The sequence below is a fragment of the Enterobacter sp. Ap-1006 genome (genome assembly GCF_011752835.1).
Lineage (GTDB): Bacteria > Pseudomonadota > Gammaproteobacteria > Enterobacterales > Enterobacteriaceae > Cedecea.
Map to the genome: position 1 here is coordinate 685313 of NZ_VWWU01000003.1, position 25934 is coordinate 711246.

At 51.8% G+C, this 25934-nt stretch carries 23 protein-coding genes; 18 read left to right on the forward strand and 5 right to left on the reverse strand.

The window, feature by feature from the left end; translation table 11 throughout:
* Positions 1-3: 3 nt before the first annotated feature.
* The 15 genes from tssC to F3J28_RS11550 are packed head-to-tail and all read left to right on the forward strand — an operon-like array spanning position 4 to position 18691.
* On the forward strand, positions 4-1467 hold the full coding sequence (gene tssC / locus F3J28_RS11480) for a type VI secretion system contractile sheath large subunit (protein WP_502706905.1): 1464 nt from the start codon (positions 4-6) through the stop codon (positions 1465-1467).
* Between the two features lie 41 nt (positions 1468-1508).
* A complete protein-coding gene (locus F3J28_RS11485) occupies positions 1509-1991 on the forward strand; it encodes a hypothetical protein (RefSeq protein ID WP_166875941.1) in 483 nt (160 codons plus the stop codon).
* Between the two features lie 46 nt (positions 1992-2037).
* Positions 2038-2460 (forward strand): GPW/gp25 family protein, encoded by a 423-nt coding sequence (locus F3J28_RS11490; protein ID WP_166875944.1) that lies wholly within the window; start codon positions 2038-2040, stop codon positions 2458-2460.
* Entirely contained in the window at positions 2453-4252 is a 1800-nt protein-coding gene (gene tssF / locus F3J28_RS11495; protein ID WP_166875947.1) for a type VI secretion system baseplate subunit TssF, read from the forward strand. Before F3J28_RS11490 ends, tssF begins: the two co-directional genes overlap by 8 nt.
* The gene (gene tssG, locus F3J28_RS11500; RefSeq protein ID WP_166875950.1) at positions 4243-5205 is read left to right on the forward strand and encodes a type VI secretion system baseplate subunit TssG; all 963 of its coding nucleotides are present in this window, start codon (positions 4243-4245) and stop codon (positions 5203-5205) included. Before tssF ends, tssG begins: the two co-directional genes overlap by 10 nt.
* Positions 5199-7226, forward strand: a complete 2028-nt coding sequence (locus F3J28_RS11505) for a type VI secretion system Vgr family protein (RefSeq protein ID WP_166875953.1) — start codon at positions 5199-5201, stop codon at positions 7224-7226. The genes tssG and F3J28_RS11505 overlap by 7 nt, the downstream gene beginning before the upstream one ends.
* 9 nt (positions 7227-7235) lie before the next feature.
* A complete protein-coding gene (locus F3J28_RS11510; RefSeq protein ID WP_166875956.1) occupies positions 7236-7685 on the forward strand; it encodes a DUF6931 family protein in 450 nt (149 codons plus the stop codon).
* On the forward strand, positions 7685-7984 hold the full coding sequence (locus F3J28_RS11515) for a PAAR domain-containing protein (protein ID WP_166875959.1): 300 nt from the start codon (positions 7685-7687) through the stop codon (positions 7982-7984). Before F3J28_RS11510 ends, F3J28_RS11515 begins: the two co-directional genes overlap by 1 nt.
* A 12-nt stretch (positions 7985-7996) precedes the next feature.
* Positions 7997-9055 carry a type VI secretion system protein TssA gene (gene tssA, locus F3J28_RS11520; protein WP_166875961.1) on the forward strand — a complete coding sequence of 353 codons (1059 nt, stop codon included), beginning with the start codon at positions 7997-7999 and terminating at the stop codon, positions 9053-9055.
* Between the two features lie 14 nt (positions 9056-9069).
* On the forward strand, positions 9070-9666 hold the full coding sequence (gene tssJ, locus F3J28_RS11525) for a type VI secretion system lipoprotein TssJ (RefSeq protein ID WP_286178137.1): 597 nt from the start codon (positions 9070-9072) through the stop codon (positions 9664-9666).
* 1 nt (position 9667) lies between these two features.
* Positions 9668-11020 (forward strand): type VI secretion system baseplate subunit TssK, encoded by a 1353-nt coding sequence (tssK, locus tag F3J28_RS11530; RefSeq protein WP_166875967.1) that lies wholly within the window; start codon positions 9668-9670, stop codon positions 11018-11020.
* The gene (locus F3J28_RS11535; protein WP_166875971.1) at positions 11020-11631 is read left to right on the forward strand and encodes a DotU family type IV/VI secretion system protein; all 612 of its coding nucleotides are present in this window, start codon (positions 11020-11022) and stop codon (positions 11629-11631) included. Before tssK ends, F3J28_RS11535 begins: the two co-directional genes overlap by 1 nt.
* 5 nt (positions 11632-11636) lie before the next feature.
* Positions 11637-15047: a type VI secretion system protein gene (locus tag F3J28_RS11540; RefSeq protein WP_166875974.1), complete on the forward strand. Its 3411-nt coding sequence runs from the start codon at positions 11637-11639 to the stop codon at positions 15045-15047.
* An 18-nt stretch (positions 15048-15065) separates the two neighbouring features.
* Positions 15066-17591 (forward strand): type VI secretion system ATPase TssH, encoded by a 2526-nt coding sequence (gene tssH, locus F3J28_RS11545; RefSeq protein WP_166876620.1) that lies wholly within the window; start codon positions 15066-15068, stop codon positions 17589-17591.
* Entirely contained in the window at positions 17588-18691 is a 1104-nt protein-coding gene (locus tag F3J28_RS11550; protein ID WP_166875977.1) for a VasL domain-containing protein, read from the forward strand. The genes tssH and F3J28_RS11550 overlap by 4 nt, the downstream gene beginning before the upstream one ends.
* A 362-nt stretch (positions 18692-19053) precedes the next feature.
* Here F3J28_RS11550 and F3J28_RS11555 read toward each other — a convergent pair whose 3' ends face one another.
* Positions 19054-19395 (reverse strand): DUF1294 domain-containing protein, encoded by a 342-nt coding sequence (locus F3J28_RS11555; RefSeq protein WP_166875980.1) that lies wholly within the window; start codon positions 19393-19395, stop codon positions 19054-19056.
* Between the two features lie 319 nt (positions 19396-19714).
* Between F3J28_RS11555 and F3J28_RS11560 the strand changes: the two genes are divergently transcribed.
* On the forward strand, positions 19715-19999 hold the full coding sequence (locus F3J28_RS11560) for a hypothetical protein (protein ID WP_008455937.1): 285 nt from the start codon (positions 19715-19717) through the stop codon (positions 19997-19999).
* A 31-nt stretch (positions 20000-20030) separates the two neighbouring features.
* On the opposite strand, the gene F3J28_RS11565 is transcribed toward F3J28_RS11560, so the two are convergent.
* Positions 20031-21317: a DUF445 domain-containing protein gene (locus F3J28_RS11565; protein ID WP_166875983.1), complete on the reverse strand. Its 1287-nt coding sequence runs from the start codon at positions 21315-21317 to the stop codon at positions 20031-20033.
* Positions 21317-22225 (reverse strand): LysR substrate-binding domain-containing protein, encoded by a 909-nt coding sequence (locus F3J28_RS11570; protein ID WP_166875986.1) that lies wholly within the window; start codon positions 22223-22225, stop codon positions 21317-21319. Before F3J28_RS11570 ends, F3J28_RS11565 begins: the two co-directional genes overlap by 1 nt.
* A gap of 163 nt (positions 22226-22388) precedes the next feature.
* Here F3J28_RS11570 and F3J28_RS11575 point away from each other — a divergent pair, with 163 nt between their 5' ends.
* Positions 22389-23162 carry an SDR family NAD(P)-dependent oxidoreductase gene (locus F3J28_RS11575; RefSeq protein WP_166875989.1) on the forward strand — a complete coding sequence of 258 codons (774 nt, stop codon included), beginning with the start codon at positions 22389-22391 and terminating at the stop codon, positions 23160-23162.
* Positions 23163-23407: 245 nt separating this feature from the next.
* Positions 23408-23839, forward strand: coding sequence for a universal stress protein UspG (gene uspG, locus F3J28_RS11580; protein ID WP_008455928.1), 432 nt, complete (start codon positions 23408-23410; stop codon positions 23837-23839).
* Positions 23840-23883: 44 nt separating this feature from the next.
* Here the strand turns inward: uspG and F3J28_RS11585 are convergent, their stop codons facing one another.
* Together F3J28_RS11585 and F3J28_RS11590 are read right to left on the reverse strand one after the other, a co-directional pair.
* Positions 23884-25269 carry an amidohydrolase family protein gene (locus F3J28_RS11585; RefSeq protein ID WP_166875994.1) on the reverse strand — a complete coding sequence of 462 codons (1386 nt, stop codon included), beginning with the start codon at positions 25267-25269 and terminating at the stop codon, positions 23884-23886.
* Between the two features lie 49 nt (positions 25270-25318).
* Positions 25319-25924 carry an ankyrin repeat domain-containing protein gene (locus F3J28_RS11590; RefSeq protein ID WP_166876623.1) on the reverse strand — a complete coding sequence of 202 codons (606 nt, stop codon included), beginning with the start codon at positions 25922-25924 and terminating at the stop codon, positions 25319-25321.
* Positions 25925-25934: the final 10 nt, after the last annotated feature.

Genomic DNA, 25934 nt, shown 5'->3' on the forward strand with positions numbered 1-25934 from the left:
CAAATGCAGGAAGCAGTTGTAGAATCCTCGTTTAACGATGATTATCTTAATCAGGTTATCGATAATACCCAGGCTATTCGTCGTGAGTCCGACCGCGACCGTATGAAGTCTCAGCTGAATAACTTCCTGTCCGAAGTCCTTTCCGGCGAAGTTGTTATCTCCAGCGATCTGATTGGCAGTATTGAACAGCGAATTGCCGCTATTGACGCCCTGCTGTCTGAACAAGTGAGCCAAATTATTCATGCTCCAGAGTTTCAGAAAAAAGAATCTTCCTGGCGCGGTTTGCATAAACTCATCCAATCCAGCGTAACTGAAAATACGCAGGTTCGCTTGCTGCAATGTACCAAGCAGGATCTGATTAAAGATTTTAAATCCGCCAGTGATTTTGACCAGTCGATGCTCTTTAAGTGTGTCTACGAAAGTGAGTATGGCACATTTGGTGGCACACCTTTTTCTGCCTTTGTCGGTGATTTCCAGTTCGACAATACCCCTCAGGACATCTCTTTATTGGAGCAAATTTCGCACGTTGCCGCTGCGGCACATGCACCGTTCCTTAGCGCCGTAGCCCCTGGCATGCTGTCAATGAATGATTTCTCTGAGATCCCACGCCCGCGCGATCTTGCAAAAATGTTCGACACCACCGACTACGCCCGCTGGCGTTCTTTCCGTCAAAATGACGACAGTCGCTATATTGGCCTTACGCTGCCTCGCGTCCTTGGTCGACTCCCTTACGGTACAAAAACAATCCCGGCGGAAACTTTCACTTTTGAAGAGTCCATTAAGGAAGACGCCGCAGGACAGGATTACCTCTGGATTAACTCCGCGTGGGAACTCGCGGGTCGTATTGTTGAATCATTTGAAGAATATGGCTGGTGTGCATCCATTCGTGGTGTAGAAGGCGGCGGACTGGTTAAGTCACTGCCGGCTTATACCTATGTTTCTGAAAGCGGAGAGCGTACTTTGCAGTGCCCAACGCAGGTAGCCATTTCCGATCGTCGCGAAAAAGAACTGTCCGATCTTGGTTTTATTCCCTTAGTACATTGTAAAGGCACCGACTATGCGGCCTTTTTTGCCGTACAGTCTATTAATAAACCACGTCTTTACAACTCCGATGAAGCAAATGCCAACGCTCGCTTATCAAGCCAGCTACCTTATTTGCTTGCGACATCCCGTTTTGCGCATTACCTCAAATCTATCGTCAGGGACAAAGTCGGTAGCTTTATGTCCCGCAGTGAATGTGAGGAATATTTGCAGAAGTGGATCATGCAATATGTCGTCGCCTCAGATAATGCAGGCCCTGAAACCAAAGCACGTTTTCCACTCCGTGAAGCCCAAATTAATGTTGTAGAAGTGTCAGGATTACCGGGCACATACAAAGCAATTGCATGGTTAAAACCTCATTTCCAACTTGAGGGATTAAGTATGTCTCTACGCCTGGTAGCTGAATTGCCATCTGCTGCGGGCTAATTATTTCATGTTGTTAATATCACCACTAGAGGAAGTTCTTTATGGCTAAATTGCAAGATTGCCAATTTATTGAAGTTAAGATTGATGGAAAAGCCATTGCAGGCTCTTCAGAAGAGAAGAAATACAGCAAATGGATGGAGGGCTACTCCCCTGTTGGCCTGAATACTTTTTCTGGCCCTGATGGAACCTATTTTGAATCCGTTCAGATGTCTATTCTGGTAACGAAAGAAACCAGCAAGATATATGAAAATTATCTAAAAAGAGGTCACAAAGACGTTACGATCACCATCGTACACCGTGGTTCTGATAAATTTGACGCAGACTATGAAATACAGCGCACTGTATATTCCGCTTGTATAATTCAAAGCCTTAATATTGAAATGCGTGACCAACTTTTCATGAACCTGACCTTCTCATTTGAAGGAATGATTGAATTTGTTTTAAATGTTGCCAATGCTACAGAATCAGGCCTCGATAAGATTGGGCCGGTTAAATATAGCATTCCAGAAAAAGTGCTGAAATAAAAATCCCCCGCCCATAGTCCCTATGGGCGGGAACAGGAACGCCATAATGATACCTTCGCTTCTTTCCAGACTCAGTGATAATCATCCTTTTGAACATGAGGATGATTACTACTGTGAAGAAAGGCCAGAGGATACATTATTAAAAGAGCTGATGATGCTGCTGACTTCCCGCTCACGCACTCCAGACATTGAAACCGTCCAGTATGTTAACGCATCGATATTAAATTATGGCATAGACGAATCATTCAGCAGAGTACATGAAGTAAATACGCGTAAATCAACAATAGAAAAACGCTTAATGAATACTATTGACAGATTTGAACCCCGTCTGACGGGCATTTCGGTAGCAAGCCATACGGGCAATAACCAAAACATTATTTTCACGCTGCAAGGATATTACGATCAATCCCCTGTGCTCTTCGAGCTGGAATGGGACGACTGTAACGGGAGATTTTATCTCCATGAATAAATTACTTTCTTATTACCAGAAAGAACTTCGGTTTTTAAAGGAACACGGAAAGGTTTTTGCATACCGTTTTCCGAAAATCGCGCGTCGTCTCGGATTTGTTGAAGGTGAGTCAGAAGATCCTCATATCAGTCGCCTCATTGAGTCTTTTGCACTATTAACATCCCGCATCCATCAACGGCTGGATGATGACATCCCCGAAGTTGTTGATGCATTACTCAACACCCTTGCACCTCAATTTCTACGGACATTACCGTCAACGTGTATTGTAACGATCACGCCGGATACTTTGCGTTCCGGGATTACGGACAAAAATATGTTTGATGCAGGTACGTCTCTTTTTACACGACAAAGCCCAGAGCTACCTTATCAATTTCAAACAATCTATCCGGTAACGTTGTTACCTTTGTCTGTTAACGAGGCAAAACTTAGCTTTGACAGCGATGAGTTAAGCTGGAAACTACAATTACTTTTCCAGGTTTGGCCTGGAGCAAAACTGGCTAACGAGCGAGTGCGTATTTATCTGCATGGTCCCGTTAATGCCGTAAATACGCTTTACACTTTACTCTGCTCTGAGGTTGAAAGGTTATTTCTCCGCCAAAATGATATCAGCATATCTTTAGAGCCCCATGTATTGTCCTCAGTGGGATTTGATGCTGGTGAAGCCCTGCTCACGCCAGATCCCCGCATCGCCCCCATTCATATCTTATTAATGGATTATTTCTGGTTTCCACAGAAGTTCTCTTTTATCGACATCCAGCTTCCTGATGGCTTCAGCGTACAGGGCAATGGGGTATTTGAATTACAGGCAGTAATAAAACGGAATGCATTAACTGAACGTCTGGAAAAACTGGCCGAATTAGTCGACAAAAACTTTTTCCGCCTAAACTGCACACCAGCCATTAATCTATTTCCGCAGAGAGCAGAACCGATCACGCTGACCAATAGCCAGCCAGACTATCCCATTGTGCCCGATGCTCGTCATCAAAATCAGATACATGTGTGGGCAGTGCATCAAGTTTCCCTGCAGCGGAAAGTGAATAACAGTATTGAACATCTGCCCGTGCAGCCTCTCTTAGAGAGCCACGTTGCCTCAGCCAACGAGCAGGACGCTGGACTTAGCTGGCAGGTATTACGTCGTGAACTCCCCACCGGAACCCGTCTGGAATTAAAACACTTTATCGCATTTAGCGAACACAAAACGCGTCAACCTTCTGAAAGCCCAGAAATTATTACCATCAACACGACCTGTACTAACCACGCGCTGCCACATCAACTGCAGTATGGTCATCATGAGGGCGATTTTGACTCCTCAGCCCCCATTGCAGGATTGAAGATTACCTGCCTCACGCACCCTACCAGCCCGATAAGCCCACTGGAAAAAAGCGCTCTGCGCTGGCGTTTCCTTTCACAGCTTTCACTCAATCATCAGTTGCTGGATGGCGTGAATGGGGCTCAACGCCTGAAAGATATGCTGGCACTTTACAATATTGCAGGAGACACCGAAAAAGCCCGCCTGGTCAATATGATAAAGCACTTATCCTGTGAACCCGTGACGGCCAGGCTGATTAGCAACGATCCTCACTCGCTTGCACGGGGAATATCAATATCCCTGACGTTTTGCCACGATGCGTTGGGAGAACCCGATTATTACCTGCTTTGCTGCTTACTCGATCGCCTGTTGGCGCTTTACGCACCGGTCAACAGCTTCACCCGCCTGACAACCGTCATTGAACAAGAATCACAAACCACGCGCATCTGGCCCGTGAGAGCGGGGAGACTGTCATGGCTATGATTCCCGTTATCAGCAAATTCAACTTGTACCAGCAGATCCGCTTGCTGCTACGTAAGCTGAGAAAGGGCAATATTTCTGATGAAAAGCTGCTTGATGAAAAACTACGAATAACATCCACGCTTTCGATGGATGCACCCGATGGGCAAGTCGAAGCCCTGAGCCAGGCCTCTCATGATGCCCCCATCGCAGTTAGTACCTTGATCAACGGATTAACGGGTGCAATGGGTGCACTTCCGACGGCGTATACGGAATGGATGATTGAACGCCAGTACCGTTACAGCGATCTCAGCGCTAAGGCCTTTATCGATCTCTTCGGGCACCGCCTTTATTGCCTTGATTACCTGGCATGGCAAAAGCATCACCTTTGCGCCCAGGCAGAATCTCAAGAGGAAAAACCGCTGCAGCTTGCGCTGCTTTCGTTAACAGGCCTGCTGGCTGAAGCTAACCCGCAGGCGCTAACAATGCATGCCCCTCTTTTTTCATCCCCCGTGAGATCAATGGTGAATCTTGAGCGCTGGCTTAGCCAAAGATTTGGCGTTGAGGCCAGCATCGTGCCCTTCACTGGCGGATGGCGTGAAGTGGAAAAAGAAGAGCGCTGCAAACTAAATAACCCAACCCAAACATTATCCACGGCGCCAATGATTGGAAGCGCGCGCCTCGAAGTCCATTCCCATTTTGACGTGATACTTGGCCCCATGTCACCAGAAGTATCACGCCAGTTTGCCTCTTTAGGCCAGGCCAGAGAGGTCGTCTGGTCTTGCATCCGGGACTATGTCGGTCCCGTGGTGGATTTCTCTGTCTCTCTGGTAATCAGTAGCGCCAACCTGGCGCCACGTGGGCTTGGTATGAGTGCCTTAGGGTTAGATCTCTGCGTTGGACAAAATAACGAGTCGCACTTGCATCTGGTACGGCTCCCTGCCCCTGTCCTCTCATCAGGATGTACTTCATGTTAAATAGCAATCAACTTAAAACGGATCAGGAAAACCACTTCATTCGGTGGAATGGGGATATCGCCAACGACCTGCTCCTCGTTTCTCTGGCTGGAAAGGAGTCGTTGTTCGTTCCTTATGAATACGAACTCCATTCGGTGACGCATAAAAAGGAAGCGGAATTACTGCGCTGGCACGGGCAGGAAGTTTCCTGCCAGATAGGGGGCGGCGGTAATGAACTCCCCCAGCGCGTTTTGCATGGCGTTGTGACCCGGATTCGCTATGCCCAACGCACATCTGAAGAAGGCGAATGCATCCTGACGCTGGAGCCTGCATTTTCTCAGCTGAAACACGGCCGGGGAATGCGCGTCTGGCAAAATATCAGCGTACCGGATCTGGTTCATGACTTGCTCAATGAACACAAGATTAGCCAGCTAGATCTTCAGCTCAACGGCACTTATGACAAACGCGAATATTGCGTGCAATACCGCGAATCGGCCTTTGACTTTATTCAGCGGCTTTTGCAAGACGAAGGGATCTACTACTACTTCAAACACAGTGAAAGCGGGCACACCTTAGTCCTGACCGATCACGCAGCCGGCCATAAGCCGACGCCAGGGAAAGCGTTACTCTGGCACCATCATGGCGATGTGATTTCTGAGGCCACCATCACCAAACTTGAGTCCTCGGCAACGCTGCTTCCAGGAGGCGTGGCGCTGCATGGCGTCAATATGCAGCAGTCTGCTGCAATTGAAGATCTACAAAAAACCAGCGGCAAAGCGGCTAACAACGAGTCCGTCATGTTTATCGACATCACCCCGCAGGGTGAACGCGCGCTGATTACTCAGGAAGCCAAAAACACCCTTGCGGCCTATGAAGCCAATAATCAGTTCTTTTCTGCAACAGTGCAGGCTCACTGGTTAAATGCAGGGGAAACGTTTGATCTTAAAGGACATCCCGCCGGAGACCAGGCATACCTTATCCACGAGATAAGCATTGTGGTAAGCAATGATTTTGATGGCAGCAGCAGCAGTAGACAATGCCAGATTGAAGCCACCCACGCCGACAAACCCTGGCATCCCCCTTTTCTCCACCAGCAGCCCCAAATCCCAGGCATTCTGACGGCCACCGTCGTCGGCCCCGACTCGGAAGAGATCCACACCGATGAGTATGGCCGTATCAAAATCCAGTTCCCCTGGGATAAAGAAAACAAAAACGACGATGCCAGCTCCTGTTGGGTGCGCGTGGCGCAAACCTGGGCTGGTGGGAAGTTTGGGGCGCAGTTTATTCCCAGAGTCAGTAGCGAAGTTCTGGTGAGCTTTATCCAGGGAAATCCCGATTATCCCCTGGTCACCGGTATGGTCTACAACGGTCAAAACAAACCACCTTTCGACCTGCCGGCGCAAAAAACACAGAGCGGATTCGTGACCCGCAGCGCAACAAAAGGCAGCGTCGAAGACGGGCACCGCCTGAGCTTCGACGACAAAAAGGGCGAAGAGTTAATGACCATTGTCGCCCAGAAGGATCTCGAGCTGACCGTTAAAAATGATGTTACCAGCACCATCGCAGCCAACCGCAACACCGAACTCACCAAAGGTAATGACCTGCTGCTGCTGAAAGAGGGAAATTTGAACCTCACCCTGGAAAAAGGGAACTGGCAACAGGAAATCAGCGGGGACATCACCACCAAAATTAAAAATGGCAACTACATCCTCGACGTCGCAGGCGGCAGTGGCAGCGTCAAAACGGAGAAAGCGCTAAGCATTGAATCCACACAGTCTATCGAACTAAAAGTCGGCAACAACAAGATAGCCATTTCAACCAGTGGCATCACCATCAACGGTGCGGCATTCAAGGTTGAAAGCAGCGCTGGCGCTGAATTGAAAGGCGCAACGGTGAAAGTTGAGGGCAGCGGAACGGCCGAACTGAAGGGCGCCATGGTGAAAGTTGAAGGCAGCGGAACCGCCGAACTTAAAGGCGCGATGGCCACCGTTTCTGGCAGCGGCATGACCACTATCTCTGGCGGCATTATCAACATTGGATAAAAACAAACCATGACACAGAACGAATTCAATCCAGACAAGCTGCTGGAGGAAGGTCGGTGGGAGGAGGCTCTAAAATGCTGGGCACATTCCCTGCCCGCCAATCGACTCGGTTCGCAGCTCGTCGCATTGCTTCACGAAGCCGTTCCGACGAGCCTACATCCACTCCTTAGCGAAATGAATCAGCAGTTTAGTCAGTACGATAACGCGCGCAGGTGGCGTATTTTTGAACAGGCTCAAAGCCAGGATCTTAACTCCCCCACGGGTGCCCTGGCACTTTCGCTGTTTTGGGCCAACGGTAGCATGAGCCCAGACGATCTGCCTCCGGTGTATCCCGAGCCGCAGCTTTCCTCCCGGATGCTTGAGTGTGCGCTCGTTATGCTGGCCGTCGAGCTGGGAGAAACTCCTGTTGAAGGCGCTCGTCACCTTATACAGCGATGCCTGACTAAGGAGGCTTCCTAATGGCTCAACCTGCAGCCCGCGTCTCTGACATGCATGTCTGCCCGATGGTCGCTCCGGGTCTCCCGCCTCTGCCTCATGTAGGCGGCCCCATTTTACCCCCCGGCGCTCCCACCGTGTTGATCGGTGGGTTACCCGCGGCGACGGTAGGTTCAATGGCAACCTGCGTAGGCCCGGTGGACTCCATTGTGATGGGCAGCACAAAGGTGCTGATCGGCAAAAAACCAGCAGCGCGTATGGGCGATAGCTGCGCCCACGGCGGCACCATCGTGGCCGGATGTCCCAAAGTATTAATTGGATAATTGAGGTTCTCTATGCAGTCAGATTTTTCAACTCTGCTGGCACCAATATCGCTCGACAACCCTATGGGAAATCACCTCGAGTACGAACCCGTCTTTGACCAAATCCGCCAGGCGCGAGAAAGCGATGAGGACGAACTTCCCCAAGGTGATTGGGCCGTTAGCGAGCCTCGCCAGGCGGACTGGCATCTTGTTCAATCCTTGAGTGAACAAGCGCTGGCGGAACAAAGTAAAGACCTGCAGCTTGCGTGCTGGTTTGTCGAAGCAACATGCCACCAGAAAGGGCTGGAAGGCCTGCTGGGCAGTATTGATTTTCTGAGCGAGTTCATGGCTCGCTTTTGGTATCAATGCTGGCCATCGCTGGAAGAAGAAGGTCTCACCATCCGCCGTAGCAAGCTGGTGCGGTTGGATCGCGAGCTCAATCAAATTTTATTTACCCAGCCGATGCTGCGCCAGACCAACACCACCCTGGCAAAATGGCGGCAAATCCTCGCCTTTGAACACAAAATCAATAGCAATCCGGAGTCCCTTGATGCGCTGATAGAGCAAGAAGGGGATCTGACGATGGCGACCTTTGACAAACAGGCCGCCGCATTTTCCTCCATTGAAATCAGTCAGCAGGCCGCTCGGGTAGAACAAATCACCACCCTATTGAAATCGCTGGAAAGTCGCTATGCCTCGTTGAGCCAGGATCCGGAGGGGGAATTATTTCCCCTAACCCGCCAAACGCTGAGCGATCTTAGAGACTACCTTCAGCGCCTGACACAGCGTGCGATCCCACTTCCTGATGAAGCCCTCACGCTTACCCAAGTTCTTGAAGACTCTCCGCCGCAGTCAACAGAAGCGCCAGTGCGCCATTCACCACAGGCAATGAGCCGTGAGCTTGCCATCAGCCAAATGTTGGCGATCGCGGCCTATTTTCGCCAGTCAGAACCCTCCAGCCCGGTTCCTTTCCTGATGGAAAGAGCCGCACGCTGGGCAAACATGACGCTAACTGACTGGCTGCAGGAAATGATCGAAGACAGCGGCAGTATCAGGGAAATCAATAATGTACTGACAGGAAAAGTGGACTGATGTGCAGAGCAACCATGTTAATCGCGCTCCTCTCCGCCGTGTTACTAAGCGGCTGCGCTGCCGATGCCGAATCACAGGCATCTGAAAAACTGGCTATAGAGCAGGTTAAAGCACCTTTTTCATCCGGAGCCATCACGATACAACTTCAGGCGGATCCGGATCTCAATTCTCTGAATGGGATTGCAAACAGCTGCACCGTTTTGATTATTCAGGCAAACAAGGCTGAGACGCTAACACAGCTATTTTCAACGCCTCTGACGCTGAAAAACCTGTTCCGTGCCGCCGGCAGCCATAACGACATTCTCAAGATAGATCGCTACGCCGCCATGCCGGGGCAAAACGCCACTCTGCATATAGACCGCAGCGAGAATACGCGCTTTTTTGCCGTCGTGGCGGGGTATTACCCTTTTCCACAGAGCCAGCATATGGCCCTCGTACCCGTGCCCGTCACCAGCACAAAATCAGGCTGGTTGCGGCCTGACTGGCAAGCACATCTGACTCCCGTCACGCTGAATATTCGGCTTGGCAGCGACAGTATTAGCCAGTTCTCCGGGGCAGAAAAAGCACCCTTCACGCTCAATAACACCGCGCCAACGGACACAGGAGAATAACGTGTATCCAGAACTTCAACAGATCTACTGGTACTCCGGCGTGTATCTTCAGCCACAGCATCTACAGTCAGTTGATTTACACCACAACTACATGTTGGCGCGGCATCGCCAGCTGTCGCAACCCTGGAACACCGGCCTTATTCACTGTGATTTCAATCCTGAAACACTGGTGGACTTCACCCTCAAAATAGACCGACTGCAGGCTATATTGCCGTCCGGTGATTATCTCGAATATCCCGGAAATTGCTTTTTACAGCCTCGCATGTTCCGTGAAGCCTGGAAGCAAATTGAAAAGCCCTTCACGCTTTGGCTAGCTTTACGCCGGTTCGATCCAGGCCATGCCAATGTTGGAGACTCCCCCAACAGTCGATGGCTAAAACCTCGCCAGGAAGATGTCATGAAAGACGTTTACTTCAATGGCCCGGAATGTAGCGTATCCCGAATTTTATATAATGTTCAGATCCTTAGTGACGATGAAAAAGCCTCCGTCGTCGACTGTGAATTTTTACCTTTATTAAGGCTTCGCTATGAAAATGACAGGGTAGTCATCGATCCAAACTTTGCGCCCCCCGTAATCACGCTGAATGGGTCGCCGGCGCTAAAAACGCTCCTGGACGGTTTGTATGCTGAACTCGCTAATCGCTCACACCAGCTAGCCGAATACAAACGTTCGGATCAGCTCAAAAACGCCAGCTCGGGGGACATGACTCAACTGCTGGTCATGCGTTCATTAAACCGCGCTCTTCCTCTGTTACAGCATTGCTACCGCGTACCCTCCATGCATCCATGGCACATTTATGGGCAACTGTTGCAGCTTATCGGTGAGCTCTCCAGCTTTAGCGAGCAGTGTTCATTCAACGGTGAGTGGGAAGGTGAAACCCCTTTACTGCCGTACGACCATTTCAACCTCTGCGCCTGCTTCACCAGCGCCAGAAAATTCATTCTTGCCCTTCTGAGTAACCTGACGTTAGAAGACAACACCTGGGTGTCGTTAGTCGCAGACGAGCAGCGCGTTTTTTACGGCGATTTGCAGGCATTACCGTGGGAAAAAACCGGCAATGTTCTCTTAATGCTGAGTTCAGAAACCGCGTCCAACCCGGACAGTTCAAACTTTAAAGTTGCCGCAAAATCGGCCATTCACACCTTGATTCAGCATGCCCTACCGGGCATTCCAGTTTCCCGGCTAACGCCAACCCCACGAGGCGTACCTAACCGTAAGGATGCTTTCTACTTCATGATACAAAAGCAAGATGACCTATGGAAAAGCATTGAAAATCAAAAAAATATTGTTTTTTACTGGGATGACGCTCCTGACGACCTTGTGGTTCAGGTGATTTTTATGGGGGCGGAATAATGCAACTCCTTGACAGCTATCTTCCGGTATTCAAGCAGGTATTACATATCACGGGGGGAAACGAGCTGACCGACTATGAGCAAAGCCGTCAGCTCTGCATCAAGCTGTTCGAAAAAGCAGAACAGGACGCTGCACTACAGGATACCTGCGGGGATGAAAAAGAAGCGGCACGTATCGCCGTTATCGCCTGGCTGGATGAAGCCATTCTCAGTTCTGAAATTCCCTGGCGGCATCACTGGAGAAGTGAGCTGCTGCAGCGGCGGTATTTAAATATCACGACGGCAGGAGAACTTTTTTTTACTCAGCTTGAGAAGCTTAACCCCGCGTATGGCCAGGCACGCAAAGTGTTTCTCTTTTGCCTGCAGCAAGGTTTTCAGGGCCAGTACAGCACGTCTGAAGACAAACAGCCTCTTCATATCGTGATCGAAGAACAGCGAAAACTTTGCTTACCCGAAAAATGGCAAAAATGGCCGAATGAGGCGGAAATCATGCCGGAACGAATGCCAAAATCCACCTCCATCTCCCAGCGTCTGCGCCCGCTTCTTTTGGCCGCGCTGGGCGTATTCCTGTTTTATTCGATTCTCTTTTTCGCCCTTTACAATATGTCCTGAATACTATGCTTAAAAAATTAGCGTGTTTTACCGGCTGGCTGCTGGTTCTTTGTTTCTCGGTTTTATTTAGCTTTACCCTCGGCTTATGGCAAAACTGGAGTACAACCTCAATACTGGTCTTTTGCCTGTCAATGCTGCTCATTACCGTCTTGTTATGGTGCGCTGGGCATGGCCTTGTTCTGATAATAAAGGGCAAAAAAGGGCGACGCCTCTTTGAAAAATATCGTCTTTCCCGCCGTGAATTTGTGCTGAAAGCGCACTGGAAAACCGGGGCCAGCATTATCAAAGGGGCACGCCGTCAGCGAGAGACAGTCCCGTTATATTTGATATTGGGCGATCGCTGCGGAAAGAGCACGCTGTTGGCCAGCGCAGGTTTGCCAACATTTTATAATAGCGCCGATGATACCGAGATAAGACCAACCAGAACGCTGCGCTGGTGGTTCTTCCGCCAACTTTGCGTCCTGGACGTCTCCAGTAATTTTCTTTCCGGTTCACCAGCTATCGCCCAGGCATGGAAAAGGCTGGTGCAATGGTGCACAAGTATGCCTGCCCCCGCAGGCGTGATTATTGCGATTCCGGTAACTTCGCTGCTAAACCAGGATCTTAGCGCATTGCATTCACTTATCCGCCAGCAAAGAGCGCTTCTCGAGCCGCTGGTTCGTCGTTTTGGTGAACAGCTGCCGCTGCATATTTTAATCACCCAATGCGATCGTTTTCCCGGCTTCAGCCTTTGGGCTCAGCAGCTCTCCTCTGAGCAACGCCTACAGCCGTTGGGCTACACATGGAGCCAACCCCCGCATATAGATGGGCAAGATGAGCAGATCCTGCAACCGCTGTTTTCAGCGTTAAGACAAGGTATGTCACACATCAGGCTCAGCATGGGACGCTCTGACGGTCTCACGGCAACTGAATACGCCACGCTACTCGACTTCCCGGAAGCGTTCTCGCGGCTGGAGCCTTCACTTTGCTATACCGTGGCGTCTTTGTGCGAACCCAACGCGTATTTTCGACACACCACTCTCAGCAGCATATGGTTCTGTGCGACGGAACCTTTAGAGGAAAATCGCAGCCGCCGGACGGGGCTTTTTATTCATCATCTACTGGCTCACCATTTAAAAGATCTTGGCCTGCGTCGGGGCAATCAACACTGGTTCCAGCGTTCCCATGCCAGAAAAATATGCTCCGTAGCAATCGCATTTATCGCAGTTTGGATCACGGCCAGCGCGTGGCTAAGCTTTGACTATCTAAACGCCAAAGCCCCCCAACAGTCCCCCGATAGCCTGGCGGCATTTTTAGCCAAAGATGAAACGCGACATTCTCTTTCCCCTCGCTATCTGCCGTTTTTGCCTTTACTTGAGCAGCGGCGAGAGAAAGCAGAAACACGTTTAGTGCAGTCGCCATCTAGTAAACGTCAACCAGAGACTGCTCTGGATGCCTATCAATGGCAGGTATTACGTGCGGCCCCTGAAGAGCAGCGAGATCTTATCCTCTCCCTGGCCAATGCGGTAATTACCTGGCAGCAAATGCGGGCTGGCGCCACGCTTGATGAACTGCAAAAAAACGCATCGGTAAAAGAAGCCTTGCTGCAGCGTGATTACCCACAAACGCTCTCTCCGCTGACTGTTATGGCGATAGAACGCCACTTCATGCGCAGCCCGGACGGCGAAAAGTGGCTGCATACGGCCCAACGGCTGCTGGAGAGTTTAGTGAATCACGATCCTGCTCTGCAGTGGCTCGTTGCACCTGGCGCTATGCCATCCCCACTTCAGGCAGCGGCCTGGTGGCCGTCGCTCTCCGATTCGATAGCGCTCTCAAGTCTCTGGACACTCGAGGGCGAAAAAACCTATTTCGGGTGGATAAATACCCTGGAAAAAGCGGTCGCTCATCCCCTGCCTATTCTTACGCAGGAAAAAATGCGATGGCCGGCACGGCGACAGGATGCCTGGCAGCAATATCTGATTGAGGTGAGTGCCCATTTGTCTCCTACAACGCCCTCAAAGGTGTCGCATCCGCATCTCATCGCAATGGGGCAAAATAAAAGTGCGGCGATGCAATTTATGCACCGCACACTGAACGAACTTCAGGGCATAACGGCTGCCCAGGCGCAGCCATGGCTGCAAACGCTTCGCCAGCTTCAGCAACTGTCGGCAGATGCAAACGCCAGTGTCATGGTACGCCGTACCCGGCAAATAGACAGGCAGGTTCGCCAGTCTTTTATCGCCTGGCTACAAGGCAGTAAAGATAACAACATCCCCGGCAGTTCCGCGCCCGCCGATCGGGCATGGCTTCACTGGCAGGACGTTCGAAACAAAGCCGTCAAAGAGGCCGTATCACAGGGGACCTCTGACGCACACCTGACCCGAGCCCTTTTTGCAAAAAATGATAACGGTGACAGTAATCCGCTAACCGATTTATTACCGGCCCTCACCGCGCTTCAGGAAAACCTGACACCTCAGAATACCGACGCAGGAATCAACGCCGTATGGCTGTTTTATCAAAATGATGCCCGCCGCTTAGCGGCGAATGCCATCCATCAGAGCACCTGCTGGCTTAATGAACAATGGAAACGATCTGTCATCTGGCCCCTGGGGAAAAATAACGAAACCCGTGACTACGAACAGCAGCAGGCGCTAAGCCAACAGCTGGTAGGCGATTTTCTGCGTGGCCCCGCCAGCCCTTTCCTCGTAAAAGCTAAAAACGGCCTGGGTGCAGTCAGTTTTATCGGCATACGGGCTCCTCTGACAGAGGAGTTTATTCATCTCGTCAGGCACAATTTTTCGGCAGAAAAGCTTCTGGAAGTTCAGGACCGGCAATCAACGCGAGACGGAGACCAAATGGCGGCGTTGGTGGCAAAAGTGGCCACCCTGGAAGGCGAACAAACCACGCTGTCGAAAAAAATCTGGAAGCTCAATGTCGCCAGTATGCCAGCCTCCGTGCCAGGTGGCGCACAGCTAGTGCCTACCGGTACGCAGCTAACGCTGAGCTGCCAGAAGGGTGAACAGAAATTTCTCAGCATGAACTTTGCCGACAAGCATGACTTTAGCTGGCAGCCCGGCCAGTGTACCGACGTCACTGTCAGCGTCATGTTCCCTGGGTTCACCGTCCACCATCGCCTATATGGCGAAGGCGCCTGGCCGGCCTTCATTCGCCGCTTTATTTCCGGCGAAGCATTATTCCAAAGCGATGAATTTGGCGACGATGAAGACTTGCTCAAACAGACCGGAATCAAACATCTGCTGGTGCGGTTTGCCCTCTCCGACACGAACCAACTGGAAACGGCCTGGCAAAGCTGGGATGCCCTGGCGCAAAACATTGACAGTCTTAACACGCAAATTGCCGACCTGGCCTTTCGTTCAGAAACACAACTTAGCAACCCTATTTCAGCGCTGCCCGGCGATATCGCTCAGTGCAATTAACACCTGATGGGAAAAATGATGAACCATTATTTAAAATCTATTATCAGCAAACTTAATACCGATACCCGAGCCGCGCTCGATACTGCCGTTAGTCATGCTGCCTCCCAGCAACATACGGAGGTGACGCCAGAGCACCTGCTGCTGGCTATCATTCAGCAGCAAAGCACCTTATTTGAAACGCTAAGTTTGCAAACAGGTTTGCCCGTCAGCCAGTTATTCAGTGCGCTGCAACATGTGCTGACCCAGGCGAATAAAGCGCAGGTGCCCACGCCGGTATTTTCCACCGAGCTGGTGGAGTGGTTAACAAATGGGTGGATGCTGGCCAGCGCACAGTGGGGAAGCGGCTCACTAACGCCCGAAGCGTTAATTGCCAGTGCGTTCAGCGATATTGTTAAACCGCTTTTCACTAAACAGGTTCAGCATGCCCTGCACTGCGAATCGGACAAAGTTAACGAACTTCTTCGTGCTTCTGCGCCAGCCAGTTCCCAGCAAAATAATGACCACCTTACCGCGCACTGTTCACTGAAAAAATATACCCGCAATCTGAGCGAATTGGCCCAAAAAGGTGCCCTGGATCCCGTGCTCGGACGTGAATCTGAAATAAGGCAAATGGTCGATATCCTGCTGCGACGCCGGCAAAACAACCCGATTTTGACGGGCGAACCGGGCGTGGGTAAAACGGCTATCGCCGAAGGGCTGGCGCTACGGATTGCCGAGGGCACGGTCCCGCCTGAACTGAGAGCGATGGAAGTTTTGACCCTGGATCTTGGGTTGCTGCAGGCCGGAGCCAGCGTAAAAGGAGAATTTGAAAACCGTCTTCAGGCATTGCTAAAAGAAATCACGCGTGCCCCCAAACCCATTATTTTGTTTATTGATGAAGCCCATATGCTGATTGGCGCCGGTGGCCAGGCGGGTCAGAACGACGCAGCCAATCTCCTGAAACCCGCCCTGGCTCGCGGCGAACTGCGCATGATTGCCGCCACTACCTGGGCTGAATATAAAAAGTACTTCGAAAAAGATGCCGCATTAACCCGCCGCTTCCAGGTTGTCAAAGTCGCAGAACCTGATATCGAAAATGCGACAACCATGCTCAGAGCAATGTCTCCGGCAATGGAACAACACCACGGTGTGCCCGTATTAGAAAGCGCGATCCATGCGGCGGTTACTCTTTCCAATCGCTATATCGCCGGGCGGCAAATGCCGGACAAGTGCGTCAGTCTGCTGGATACGGCCTGTGCCCGAGTCGCCGTGTCTCAAACCCACGAACCCAAAGAGATTGAAGCGATCAACGTCCAGCTACGGGCGATTAGCAGTGAATGTGAAGCCCTGAGACGAGAAGACACAGCGCCAAAGCGCCTTGAAATATTGACGCGGCAAACCACAGAGTTAACGCAAAAGCTTGAAGCCCTTACCAGGGAATGGAGGGAACAAAATGACCTGGTTCAGCAATTGCTGAACAGCAAAGATGCCGCATTTATTTCCCACGGCCGGGAGAGATTGTCGGCCCGACATCAGCAACATGCCATGGTATTTGAATGTGTCGATGCGACCTGCATTGCAGATGTAGTGGCCGACTGGACGGGCATTCCACTAGGGCGAATGCTGGAGAAAGAGCATCAGCAAATCGATGCCTTATTTGAGCGACTGGCCGGAAGAGTGATTGGTCAGGATCACGCTCTCAAACAGATCGCGCAGCAGGTACGAATCAGCCGGGCGGGTATGGGGGACCCGCTCAAGCCAATGGGGGTCTACATGCTGGCAGGTCCATCCGGCACGGGAAAAACGGAAACCTCGCTTGCGCTGGCCGAATTGCTGTTTGGCGGTGAGGAAAGCATGGTGATCATCAATATGTCCGAATACCAGGAAGCGCATTCAGTTTCCGGCCTGAAAGGCTCCCCTCCTGGCTATGTCGGCTACGGCCAGGGTGGCGTGCTTACTGAAGCTGTTCGTCGCAATCCGTACTCTGTCGTCTTGCTTGATGAAGTAGAAAAAGCCCACCCGGACGTTATGGAGCTATTTTATCAAATCTTTGATAAGGGCACGATCGAGGACGCAGAAGGCCAGCAGATCAACTTCCGCAATACGCTGATTATTATGACGTCCAATCTCGCCAGCGAAACGTTGATGGCAACCTATGATTCAGGGGAAATCAGCCCGGAAGCGCTGTGTAATGCCATTCGCCCGGAATTTGAACGCGTATTTAGCCCGTCACTCATGGGACGCATGACGCTGACGCCCTATCTGCCACTCTCTTCTGACGCGATGAATGAAATCATTGGTCTTAAATTGCAGCGTTTGTGCCAGCGATACCAGAAAGCAGCAGATGCCTCCGTGCAGCCTGGTTACAGCAAACGAGCCGTCAGTTGGATTGCCGAGCGCTGCCGAGTGGCTCAAAGTGGTGCCCGCGATATTGATCAGGTTTTGAATCAGCATCTGCTCCCGCTGATGGCCGACAGCGCATTGCATGGCGCGCCGGGAATCCCCTTAAGAATCGACGTCAGTAAAAAAGTCCTCACCCTGCGCGCAGAGAAGGTAACAACATGAGCGAGTCCATCAATTCTGAGCATACCCGCACGCTGAAAATTAACAGCCACGATCCGCGTGGCCATCATACTTTTCTCCAGTTCAGCAACGACATGCACCGCTGGAAGATTTATTCAGAAGACGGTAACTGGTGGGTAGAACGGGAAAAGGATTGCAATCATCTATTCCAAAAATTTGGCTACGACCTTCAAATTGGGATGTGGTACTGCCTGATTGCCTGTCAGCGAAATGGCTGGAAAGGTGTTGCCAGTGCAACCCAGGTCTTTACCAGTGGTTTTGCCAAACAGCATCCTCCCTGTTGGCCTCCCCTGTCAGCTCTCGATCTGCGTCGCCAAATGATCGATAGCTACTGCCGGTACCTAACGCCGTTAATTTATTGCCTTCCGCTACAGACGGACAACATCCCGGCGATGGAACAGTTGCTAATGTCATCGGGGATGTTAGAAGCCCAGGCCGTTGAGCTGCAATCTTCCCAGGGGGATGTTTTTCGGCAGCTCTCACTGTGGCTGGAGATGAACATCAAAATGCTCCAGCAGCAAACCCAGCAGAGCAAACCCGCCGTACCGGCACCAAAGCTGGAACCCACGATAACACACCTGCAGCTCCCCGAATCCCGGCCATTAACCTGGCTCAATAAGCTTTGCTGGAGTGCAGCTGGCGCAGCCTTTGCACTTTCCATTTTGTCCCTCTACCAAAGTGCCGATAATCCAGACGTACTGCGAGTGACCAACCGCATCTGGCAAGATAATCCGTTGGTCACTCAATGGAAAAACAAGCAGGAAATTGCCAGCAAATCTGCGCCGGCTAATACAACCTATGAAGAGTTGATTTCGCAGCTTACAGCCATTGAAAAACGACTTTTAGAGGCGGAACAAAAACGAACCTCATATATGACTATTTCCGAGTTAAAAACGGCAATATATCAATTACGTGAAACAGTTCATCGGCAGAGCACCATGGTAGAGAATCAGCTCAATCAGGTCCAACGTTTAAAAGATAACGACAGGCAGATACCACCGGCGCAACTGTATGCGCTATCAGCCAAAATAGAAGGATTGAAAAGTAAATTTTTGCTATTGAAAATGGAAGATGGAATTTAATTAATAAATAACATCCAAAGAAAAAACCCTTAACTTAAATAGCGTTAAGGGTTTTTCAGTATTCAGAATATGAATATTTATCAAAGCGTATTCATTCAATACGCCCCCTGCAGCCAGGAAGATAAAAATGCCATGTATTATCCACATGGCATCTAGCTTTCTTAATTTATCCTGCTTTATGCTTCAACCGAAAAACATTCACCGGCAACATTAAAAATATACACATCCGGGCGTGGGGACTGATTCACGCTGGCATCGAGGGTAAATCGCGTATCGCTTAACGTGTCCACTGTTATCACGCCACTATTTTTTGCCGAATCATCCCCGGCGTTTATTGCTTTCATGAACATACAAAATTAATATTACCCGGGTAAATAAAACTCATATGCCACGACAATAACGGTAATTAAATTTATTATCACAGTAATAAAAAACCAGCGTCTGAACGGCTGTTTCTGAGTTTTATGGCGAAAACTTTGCTGAGCCAGAATCGCCCCGGGCCAACCGCCCGTCAGCCCAAAGAGAAGCAATGTTGCCTCCGGCACGCGCCGCCAGCCTTTTACCGCAGCCAGCTTGTCAGCACCGTAAACCAGCAGCGTGAGCACATTCACCAGTACAAACCACATGCCCAAAGAGTGAGGCATAAAAGCGCTGCCCAGTGCGGCGAACATCAGAAGAAAATAGCAGAAATGGTTAAGGGTCATCAGTTACCGCAGTAATATGCCATTGAAAATAAGACGAAATGATACCTAAAAATTGTTTATGGGTCCTGCCGGGTTGTTCGGCGGTTCAGTCACTTAATAAATTACGGCCATTATCATTAGCCAATTAATTATTTCACAAGAAACATATTCACTGTCTATCTTATTGAATAGATTGAGATCGTCGGTAAGCAATTGTGGCAAATGACACGCTCTTTTACTTTTCCTCGCCAGCGCATATTTCTCGCCGCAGTAGACTTATCGGTACCGCCATCTCCTCCGGAGCTGGCACCCAAAACGCTAATGTCAGCAGGTGAATAACATGCATAAAGCCATCAAAATGCTGCTTGCCAGCTCGATTTGCTTGCCTTTATTCGCCGCAGCGGCCGACCCCGTCATTCCCTGGGCCGACAACAGCGGTGGAACCGAAAGCCAGCACATCGCCGCCATGGGGCAAAACCTTAACGGCCAGCATCAGGCTATCAGCAAAACGCAGGAAGGTGTCTGGGCGGATAACAGCGGTTCGATAGGCGCTGACGAACAGGCTCTAAGCAGCAGTAAACCTGCTTTTGCCGGTGACCCAAAACTGATGCCTCATCAGGGCTAACCCAGCTGCACAGGGCCTCGCGCCCTGTGCCTTAAAACCGCAGCCCCCAGCCCTCAATCACGCCCGGCAATTGTGAAAGTAAATAGAGCACCAGTCCGACCGAGCCCCCCACCAGCGTGCCGTTAATGCGAATGAACTGCAGATCTTTGCCGATGTTGAGTTCAATCTGCCGCGACATGTCTTTTGCGTCCCAGCTTTTCACCGTGTCGGTAATGTGCCGGGTGAGAAAAGCTGAGAAGTCCGGCGCGATATGCCGGGCAGCCTGCTCAAGGTGCTCATTCAGCGAGGCCCGCAGCGAAGCATCGGCCGTTAACGTTTCTCCGAGCCATTGCCCCGCTTCGGCAATGCGCTTTTGAACACGCGAATCATCGCGGGCGATATCTGTTTTCAGCCAGCCCCGCAGGTCATTCCAAAGCTCGCCGAGGTAGAGATTAAACTTCTCATCCTCCTTCAGGTAACTTTTGATCGTTTCCGCTTTAGCCGCCATTTCCGGGTCATTTTTCAGGCTGTCGATAAGCCGCTGCACGGCGCGATCGAATGCCCGGCGAAGCTGATGCGTTTTGTCCTGGCTCACGTCATCCAGCAGAGAGTTAACGGCGTCGGACACCAGCTCTGCGCTTTGCTCACCCAGCCATTCGGTGGGCAGCACTCTGGCCTTAACCGGGTGCTCGGTTTCCAGCCAGTGGACGATCTGGCGGGCAATAAATTCCCGGCTGGCCGGTTTCTCGAGCAGCGCCAGCAGTTGAGCTATGACCGAGTCTAGCAAGGCCTGATGGCGGTTGTTTTTGGTCAGACTTTCCAGCAGCAGCGCGCTGGAATAACTGAGATCGACTTTATCAATGGCTTTGTGCACCGCCCGGCGAATCAGCCCCTGAATCCGCGTGTCATCGGTCAGAGACAGCCAGGCCTCCATCACCTTGAGCATATGCCGCCCTACCTGCTGAGCATTTTCGGGCTGCCGGAACCAGTTCCCCATCATCTGCGCCGGCTCATGGCGACGAATCAGGTCAATCAGCGACTGGGTATCCAGAAACTTTTCCTGCACGAACTTGCCGAGATTCTCGCCGATACGGTCTTTATTACGCGGAATAATGGCGGTATGCCGGGCGATAAACGGGATCGGTACGCGGCGAAACAACGCCACCACAGCAAACCAGTCGGCCAGGGCGCCGACCATCGCCGCTTCAGAAATTGCTTTCAGGCCGCTCACCCAGAAATTAGGCGGCAAGAACAAAGTGGCGACAAACGTCGCGGCGGCAATCAGCAAAAGCGAGAGCGCCAGCCGTTTGGCGCGCTTTAATTCGATGAGTTTTTCCATTACCTAAGCGTAGCGCCCGTCTCTGCCACCAGCCAGTCATGGAACAGCGTCACCTCCGGGCGTCGACTGGAGCGCTCTGAACGCACGATGAAATAGGACCAGGTCAGCGGCCATTTGTGCTGCGGGAAAAGCTGGCGCAGCTGCCCAAGATCGATCAGTTGCTGGACCAGCGCTTTGCGCACCACCGCCACACCACGCCCGCTTAGGGCAGCCAGGATAACGGCCGACGTAGAGTTAATGTGCAGGCCGTTTTGCTCACACAACGCCACGCCAATGTCCTGAGAAATCGTTTCCCACTCCGGGAAATTCGCCCCGGGATGCGGTGTATCATCATAGATAAGCTTCTGTTTCGACAGCCAGTCAGCTTCGGTGACGCCAGTCAGCAAATGCGGACTGCAGACAATCACCGCCTCTTCGTCCATTAACCACGTTGACTGTAAACCGGGCCAGTTGCCGGGACCGCAGCGTATGCCGACATCGGCCTCGCCGTGCAGCACATCGGTCAGTTTTTCCGTGACGTTAAGGCGCAGGTCGATGCTGTCATGCTCCTCGGAAAAGCGGTTGAGGCGCTCCATCAGCCAGTTCATCATCAGTACCTGAGAAGCGGTAATCACCACCACCGCGCGGGCTCTGGCACCTCGCAGCTTATTCAATCCCTGCTCCAGGCTGTCCAGCCCAACGGTAATGTCCTGCAGCGCCTCCCTTGCTTCCTCCACCAGCGTAAGTCTTTCTTTTCCGCTCCGCGTGCGGTGCAGCAGCGGATGGCCGACCCACTCTTCCAGGGAACGAACAAGCTGCCCCACAGCGGCGGGCGTTACGCCCAGCTCTTCCGCCGCGCCGGTAAAACTGCCGTGGCGCGCCGTGGCTTCAAAGGCGTGCAGCCATTTCAGGCGATTCAGCGATCTCATATTTTCTCTTCGACAAGGACGACATACCGACAAGATAGTTTTTCTTTCTCGATATGCAAGTTCTTATGCTTCGTCAGGCCGAAATAGGTTTGGCATTCTGTCGCCATTCCGAAGCGCTATGCAGGCTGCTTCACTTTATTAAGCAAAGAGAAACGAGGTCATCATGTCTACATCATTCGCAGGTAAGAAACTTTTAGTTGTTGGCGGCACCAGCGGTATGGGTCTGGAAAGCGCCCGTCAGGTGCTGGAAAACGGCGGGAAAGTTGTGCTGGTCGGGAATCGCGCGGAGAAAGCCGAACAGGCACGCCAGGCGCTGTCTGCCCTCGGGGAAGTGTCCGTCATCGTCGCAGACCTGATGAGCAGCGAAGGGATGCATAAAGTGATGGACGTGATTAATGCCGAGCACCGCGACATCAGCCTGCTGGTGAACGCCGCCGGGGTCTTCTTCCCGAAAGCCTTTACCGAACACGAAGAGGCGGATTACGACATGTACATGAACATCAACCGCGCGACCTTCTTCATTACCCGCGAAGTGGTGAAAAACATGGTTGCCGCCGGCATCAAAGGCTCAATCGTCAACATCGGTTCCATGTGGGCGCAGCAGGCCATCGGTGCCACGCCTTCTTCCGCCTACTCCATGGCGAAAGCCGGTCTGCATGCGCTGACGAAGAATCTTGCCATTGAGCTGGGTTCACACGGTATCCGTGTCAATGCGGTTTCTCCTGCCGTGGTACATACGCCAATTTATGAAGGCTTTATCCCTAAAGAGGATGTGGCGGGCGTGATGGGCAGCTTTGATAGCTTCCACCCGATTGGCCGCGTAGGTACGCCACGCGACGTTGCCGAAGTAGTGAGCTTCCTGCTGTCCGACAATACCACCTGGGTGACAGGCGCCCTGTGGGACGTTGACGGCGGCGTGATGGCGGGTCGTAACTAGGCGCGATCGCCCCTCACCCCGGCCCTCTCCCCAAAGGGGCGAGGGAGAAAATAAAACCCCTGGGAAACATTAGTTACCCCCTCTATCCAAAGGGATGAGGGAGAAAACAAAAGCTATGGGAAACATGGTTTATCCCCTATCCCTTCCAGGGAAAGGGGATAAATGCCTTATTTCCCCGCCAGATCACGGCGAAACCGCATCGTTAGTGCCAGAATGGTTGAAACGTTACCAAAAGGAGCTGAACGATGTATAAAACCATCTTAATGCCGGTGGATGTTTTTGAAATGGAGCTCACGGATAAAGCTATTCGCCATGCCGAATATCTGGCGAAAGAGTCTGAGGGCACAATCCACCTTCTTTACGTTCTGCCTAAATCCCCGCTGTTTAATACCCACGGTTTTTCCTCTGACATCCGTAAATTCGACGAATACCTGAAGAAAAACGCCGAAGAAAAGATGGAAGAATTGCGCGGGCACTTCTCACTGCCTAAAGAACGCGTCGTGCTGGAGATTCGCTACGGCTCGGTGAGGGACGAAGTGAACGAAGTCGCACAGGACATTCATGCGGATGTGATCATTGTAGGTTCGAAGAACCCGTCTATTTCCACTCACCTGCTCGGCTCCAACGCTTCCAGCATTATTCGCCATGCCCGCTTCCCGGTCTTTGTCGTTCGGTAAGGTGTCAATAAATAGCCTGCTTTTGCAGGCTATTCTACCTCGCATTAAATCACGCTTCCCCAGACTAAATTGCCCTGATGGAAGGTCGCGGTACGCGGCGAAATACGCGCCACGGCTTCCGCTGAGCATGATGCATCCACCAGCACAAAACTCGCCTCATCCTGCGCCTTCGGCCACACCTGTTTACCTTTATCATCCAGCGGCAAAACATTGCCGGTGGCAATGGCCAGCGAACGCGACAGGCTAAACTCGCTCGGGCGAACGTAGAGCTGCGCATACAGGTTGGCTTTTTCCAGCATGTCGCCCAGCCCGTACGGCGACCAGTGATCGATCACGCTGTCGGTGCCGGTCATTACCAGCACGCCTTTTTGCTGGAGCTGCTTCAGCGGCATATGCAAAGTCCCGATGGGCACCGTAGAAGCGAGACTGATCTGCTGGGCAGCCATGCGCGTGGCAACATCATCCACCTGCTGCGGCGTAAGGGTCGCCAGCGCAAAACCGTGGCTGATGGTCAGTTTTCCCTTAAGCTGCGGGGTTTTCTCAACCGTTTCCACCATGTAATTCACCGCCGCCACGCCCGCCGGGCTGGTTTCATGCAGGTGAATATCCACGCCTTTGTCGTAATCAAGCGCTATCTGGAACATGGTATCAAGGGATTTCTCCATCGCGCCATCCACGTTGGTTGGATCCAGCCCCCCTACGTAGTGGGCCCCGGCCTGCATCGCTTCGCGCATCAGCGGTTCAGATTTTGAAAGCAGCAAGCCATGCTGAGGAAACGCCACAATTTCACAGTTCAGGCCTGACTTTCTCTCCGCCAGCACCGCCTGCAGGTTTTCAAGGTTTTTCAGCCCGGAAACCGGCTCAATGTTGCAGTGGCTGCGGGCAATCGTCGACCCTTTGGACTGGATTAGATCGATAAGCTTTCCGGCGCGCTCGCGGGTGTAGGGCTGCAGCTCCGGCAGAATTTTACGCTCCAAGGCAATCATATCCATGATGGTGGTGCCTTCCGGGCGGTTATGTACCTGCCACGGGCCGCCATAGAACGTCTTGTCCAGATGGATGTGCATATCGCGCATCGCCGGCAGCAACAGCTTACTCCCGGCGTCATAGCTGTGCAGCGTGCCGTCAGGGTGCGATTTATTGGCGCGAACTGCCGCAATTTTGCCGTCTTTGATTTCTAACGTGTGCAGTTCGGTGCGGGTACTGACGGCGGTTTCGCCTTCATAATTAAACCCGGTTTCCAGCAGCACATTGTCGAGGTAATAGTGTTTTTCGCTGATAGCATTCATTTGGTGGCTGCTCTCACAGGCGGTTGCAGGTGTTTTCGCGGCCCAGGCTGCGGTGCCACTAGCCCCAAACAGCGCGCAGGCTGCGGCGACCTTGCCGCTTCCGCTAATAAAGTCGCGACGGCTTTTCTCAATCTCAGTCATTATTATTTTTCTACCCAGAGTGTGATGGTGGTTGTCAGGCATACAGCGGCTAAGCTCCCGCCTCTCTCAGCAATTGAGCGATTTCGCGGTAGCCTTTTTCTTCGGCCAGTTCCCGCGGCGTTTTACCGTATTTATCCGTCATGTGCGGGTTGGCGCCGTGTTCCAGCAGCAGCGAGATAATCTCCTGCTGCTTTTTGCCGCCGTCGTTCAGCACGATGGCCTCAAGCAGCGGCGTCCAGCCGAGGAAGTTGGTGTGGTTGACGTTAATCTCGGTATGCACCAGCAGCTCGCGCACAATCTCGACGTGACCTTTCTCGCTGGCAGGCGTAATGCCAACCCCGCCAAAACGCGTTAAGCGAGTCAGGTCAGGCTTCGCGGGTAGCAACAGGCGCAACAGCTTGAGATCGTTATTCAGGCAGCTAATCAGGAAGGGATTAAAACAGGTTTCATCCTGCTGATTAATATCCACACCCGCCTCAATAAGCAGCGCCACGCAGTCATATTTTTGGTTCAGGCTGGCGATGGTGATGGCCGTTCTGCCCTGCCGGTTGGTGACGTTAATATCCACGCCCTGCGCCACGCATGCTTTCAGCGTTGACGCGTCCCCGTTCAAAGCCGCCGTCAAAAACCCGGTTATCAGCTCGTTGTCAGACATCATGTTCTCC

Coding starts and splice junctions, on each gene's coding strand:
- F3J28_RS11590 (WP_166876623.1), bottom strand. CDS start 25,924: ATGTCTGACAACGAGCTGATAACCGGGTTTTTGACGGCGGCTTTGAAC.
- tssF (WP_166875947.1), top strand. CDS start 2,453: ATGAATAAATTACTTTCTTATTACCAGAAAGAACTTCGGTTTTTAAAG.
- F3J28_RS11490 (WP_166875944.1), top strand. CDS start 2,038: ATGATACCTTCGCTTCTTTCCAGACTCAGTGATAATCATCCTTTTGAA.
- uspG (WP_008455928.1), top strand. CDS start 23,408: ATGTATAAAACCATCTTAATGCCGGTGGATGTTTTTGAAATGGAGCTC.
- F3J28_RS11510 (WP_166875956.1), top strand. CDS start 7,236: ATGACACAGAACGAATTCAATCCAGACAAGCTGCTGGAGGAAGGTCGG.
- tssA (WP_166875961.1), top strand. CDS start 7,997: ATGCAGTCAGATTTTTCAACTCTGCTGGCACCAATATCGCTCGACAAC.
- F3J28_RS11515 (WP_166875959.1), top strand. CDS start 7,685: ATGGCTCAACCTGCAGCCCGCGTCTCTGACATGCATGTCTGCCCGATG.
- F3J28_RS11550 (WP_166875977.1), top strand. CDS start 17,588: ATGAGCGAGTCCATCAATTCTGAGCATACCCGCACGCTGAAAATTAAC.
- tssJ (WP_286178137.1), top strand. CDS start 9,070: ATGTTAATCGCGCTCCTCTCCGCCGTGTTACTAAGCGGCTGCGCTGCC.
- F3J28_RS11575 (WP_166875989.1), top strand. CDS start 22,389: ATGTCTACATCATTCGCAGGTAAGAAACTTTTAGTTGTTGGCGGCACC.
- F3J28_RS11585 (WP_166875994.1), bottom strand. CDS start 25,269: ATGACTGAGATTGAGAAAAGCCGTCGCGACTTTATTAGCGGAAGCGGC.
- tssC (WP_502706905.1), top strand. CDS start 4: ATGCAGGAAGCAGTTGTAGAATCCTCGTTTAACGATGATTATCTTAAT.
- F3J28_RS11565 (WP_166875983.1), bottom strand. CDS start 21,317: ATGGAAAAACTCATCGAATTAAAGCGCGCCAAACGGCTGGCGCTCTCG.
- F3J28_RS11570 (WP_166875986.1), bottom strand. CDS start 22,225: ATGAGATCGCTGAATCGCCTGAAATGGCTGCACGCCTTTGAAGCCACG.
- tssH (WP_166876620.1), top strand. CDS start 15,066: ATGAACCATTATTTAAAATCTATTATCAGCAAACTTAATACCGATACC.
- F3J28_RS11485 (WP_166875941.1), top strand. CDS start 1,509: ATGGCTAAATTGCAAGATTGCCAATTTATTGAAGTTAAGATTGATGGA.
- F3J28_RS11555 (WP_166875980.1), bottom strand. CDS start 19,395: ATGACCCTTAACCATTTCTGCTATTTTCTTCTGATGTTCGCCGCACTG.
- F3J28_RS11535 (WP_166875971.1), top strand. CDS start 11,020: ATGCAACTCCTTGACAGCTATCTTCCGGTATTCAAGCAGGTATTACAT.
- F3J28_RS11505 (WP_166875953.1), top strand. CDS start 5,199: ATGTTAAATAGCAATCAACTTAAAACGGATCAGGAAAACCACTTCATT.
- tssG (WP_166875950.1), top strand. CDS start 4,243: ATGGCTATGATTCCCGTTATCAGCAAATTCAACTTGTACCAGCAGATC.
- F3J28_RS11540 (WP_166875974.1), top strand. CDS start 11,637: ATGCTTAAAAAATTAGCGTGTTTTACCGGCTGGCTGCTGGTTCTTTGT.
- F3J28_RS11560 (WP_008455937.1), top strand. CDS start 19,715: ATGCATAAAGCCATCAAAATGCTGCTTGCCAGCTCGATTTGCTTGCCT.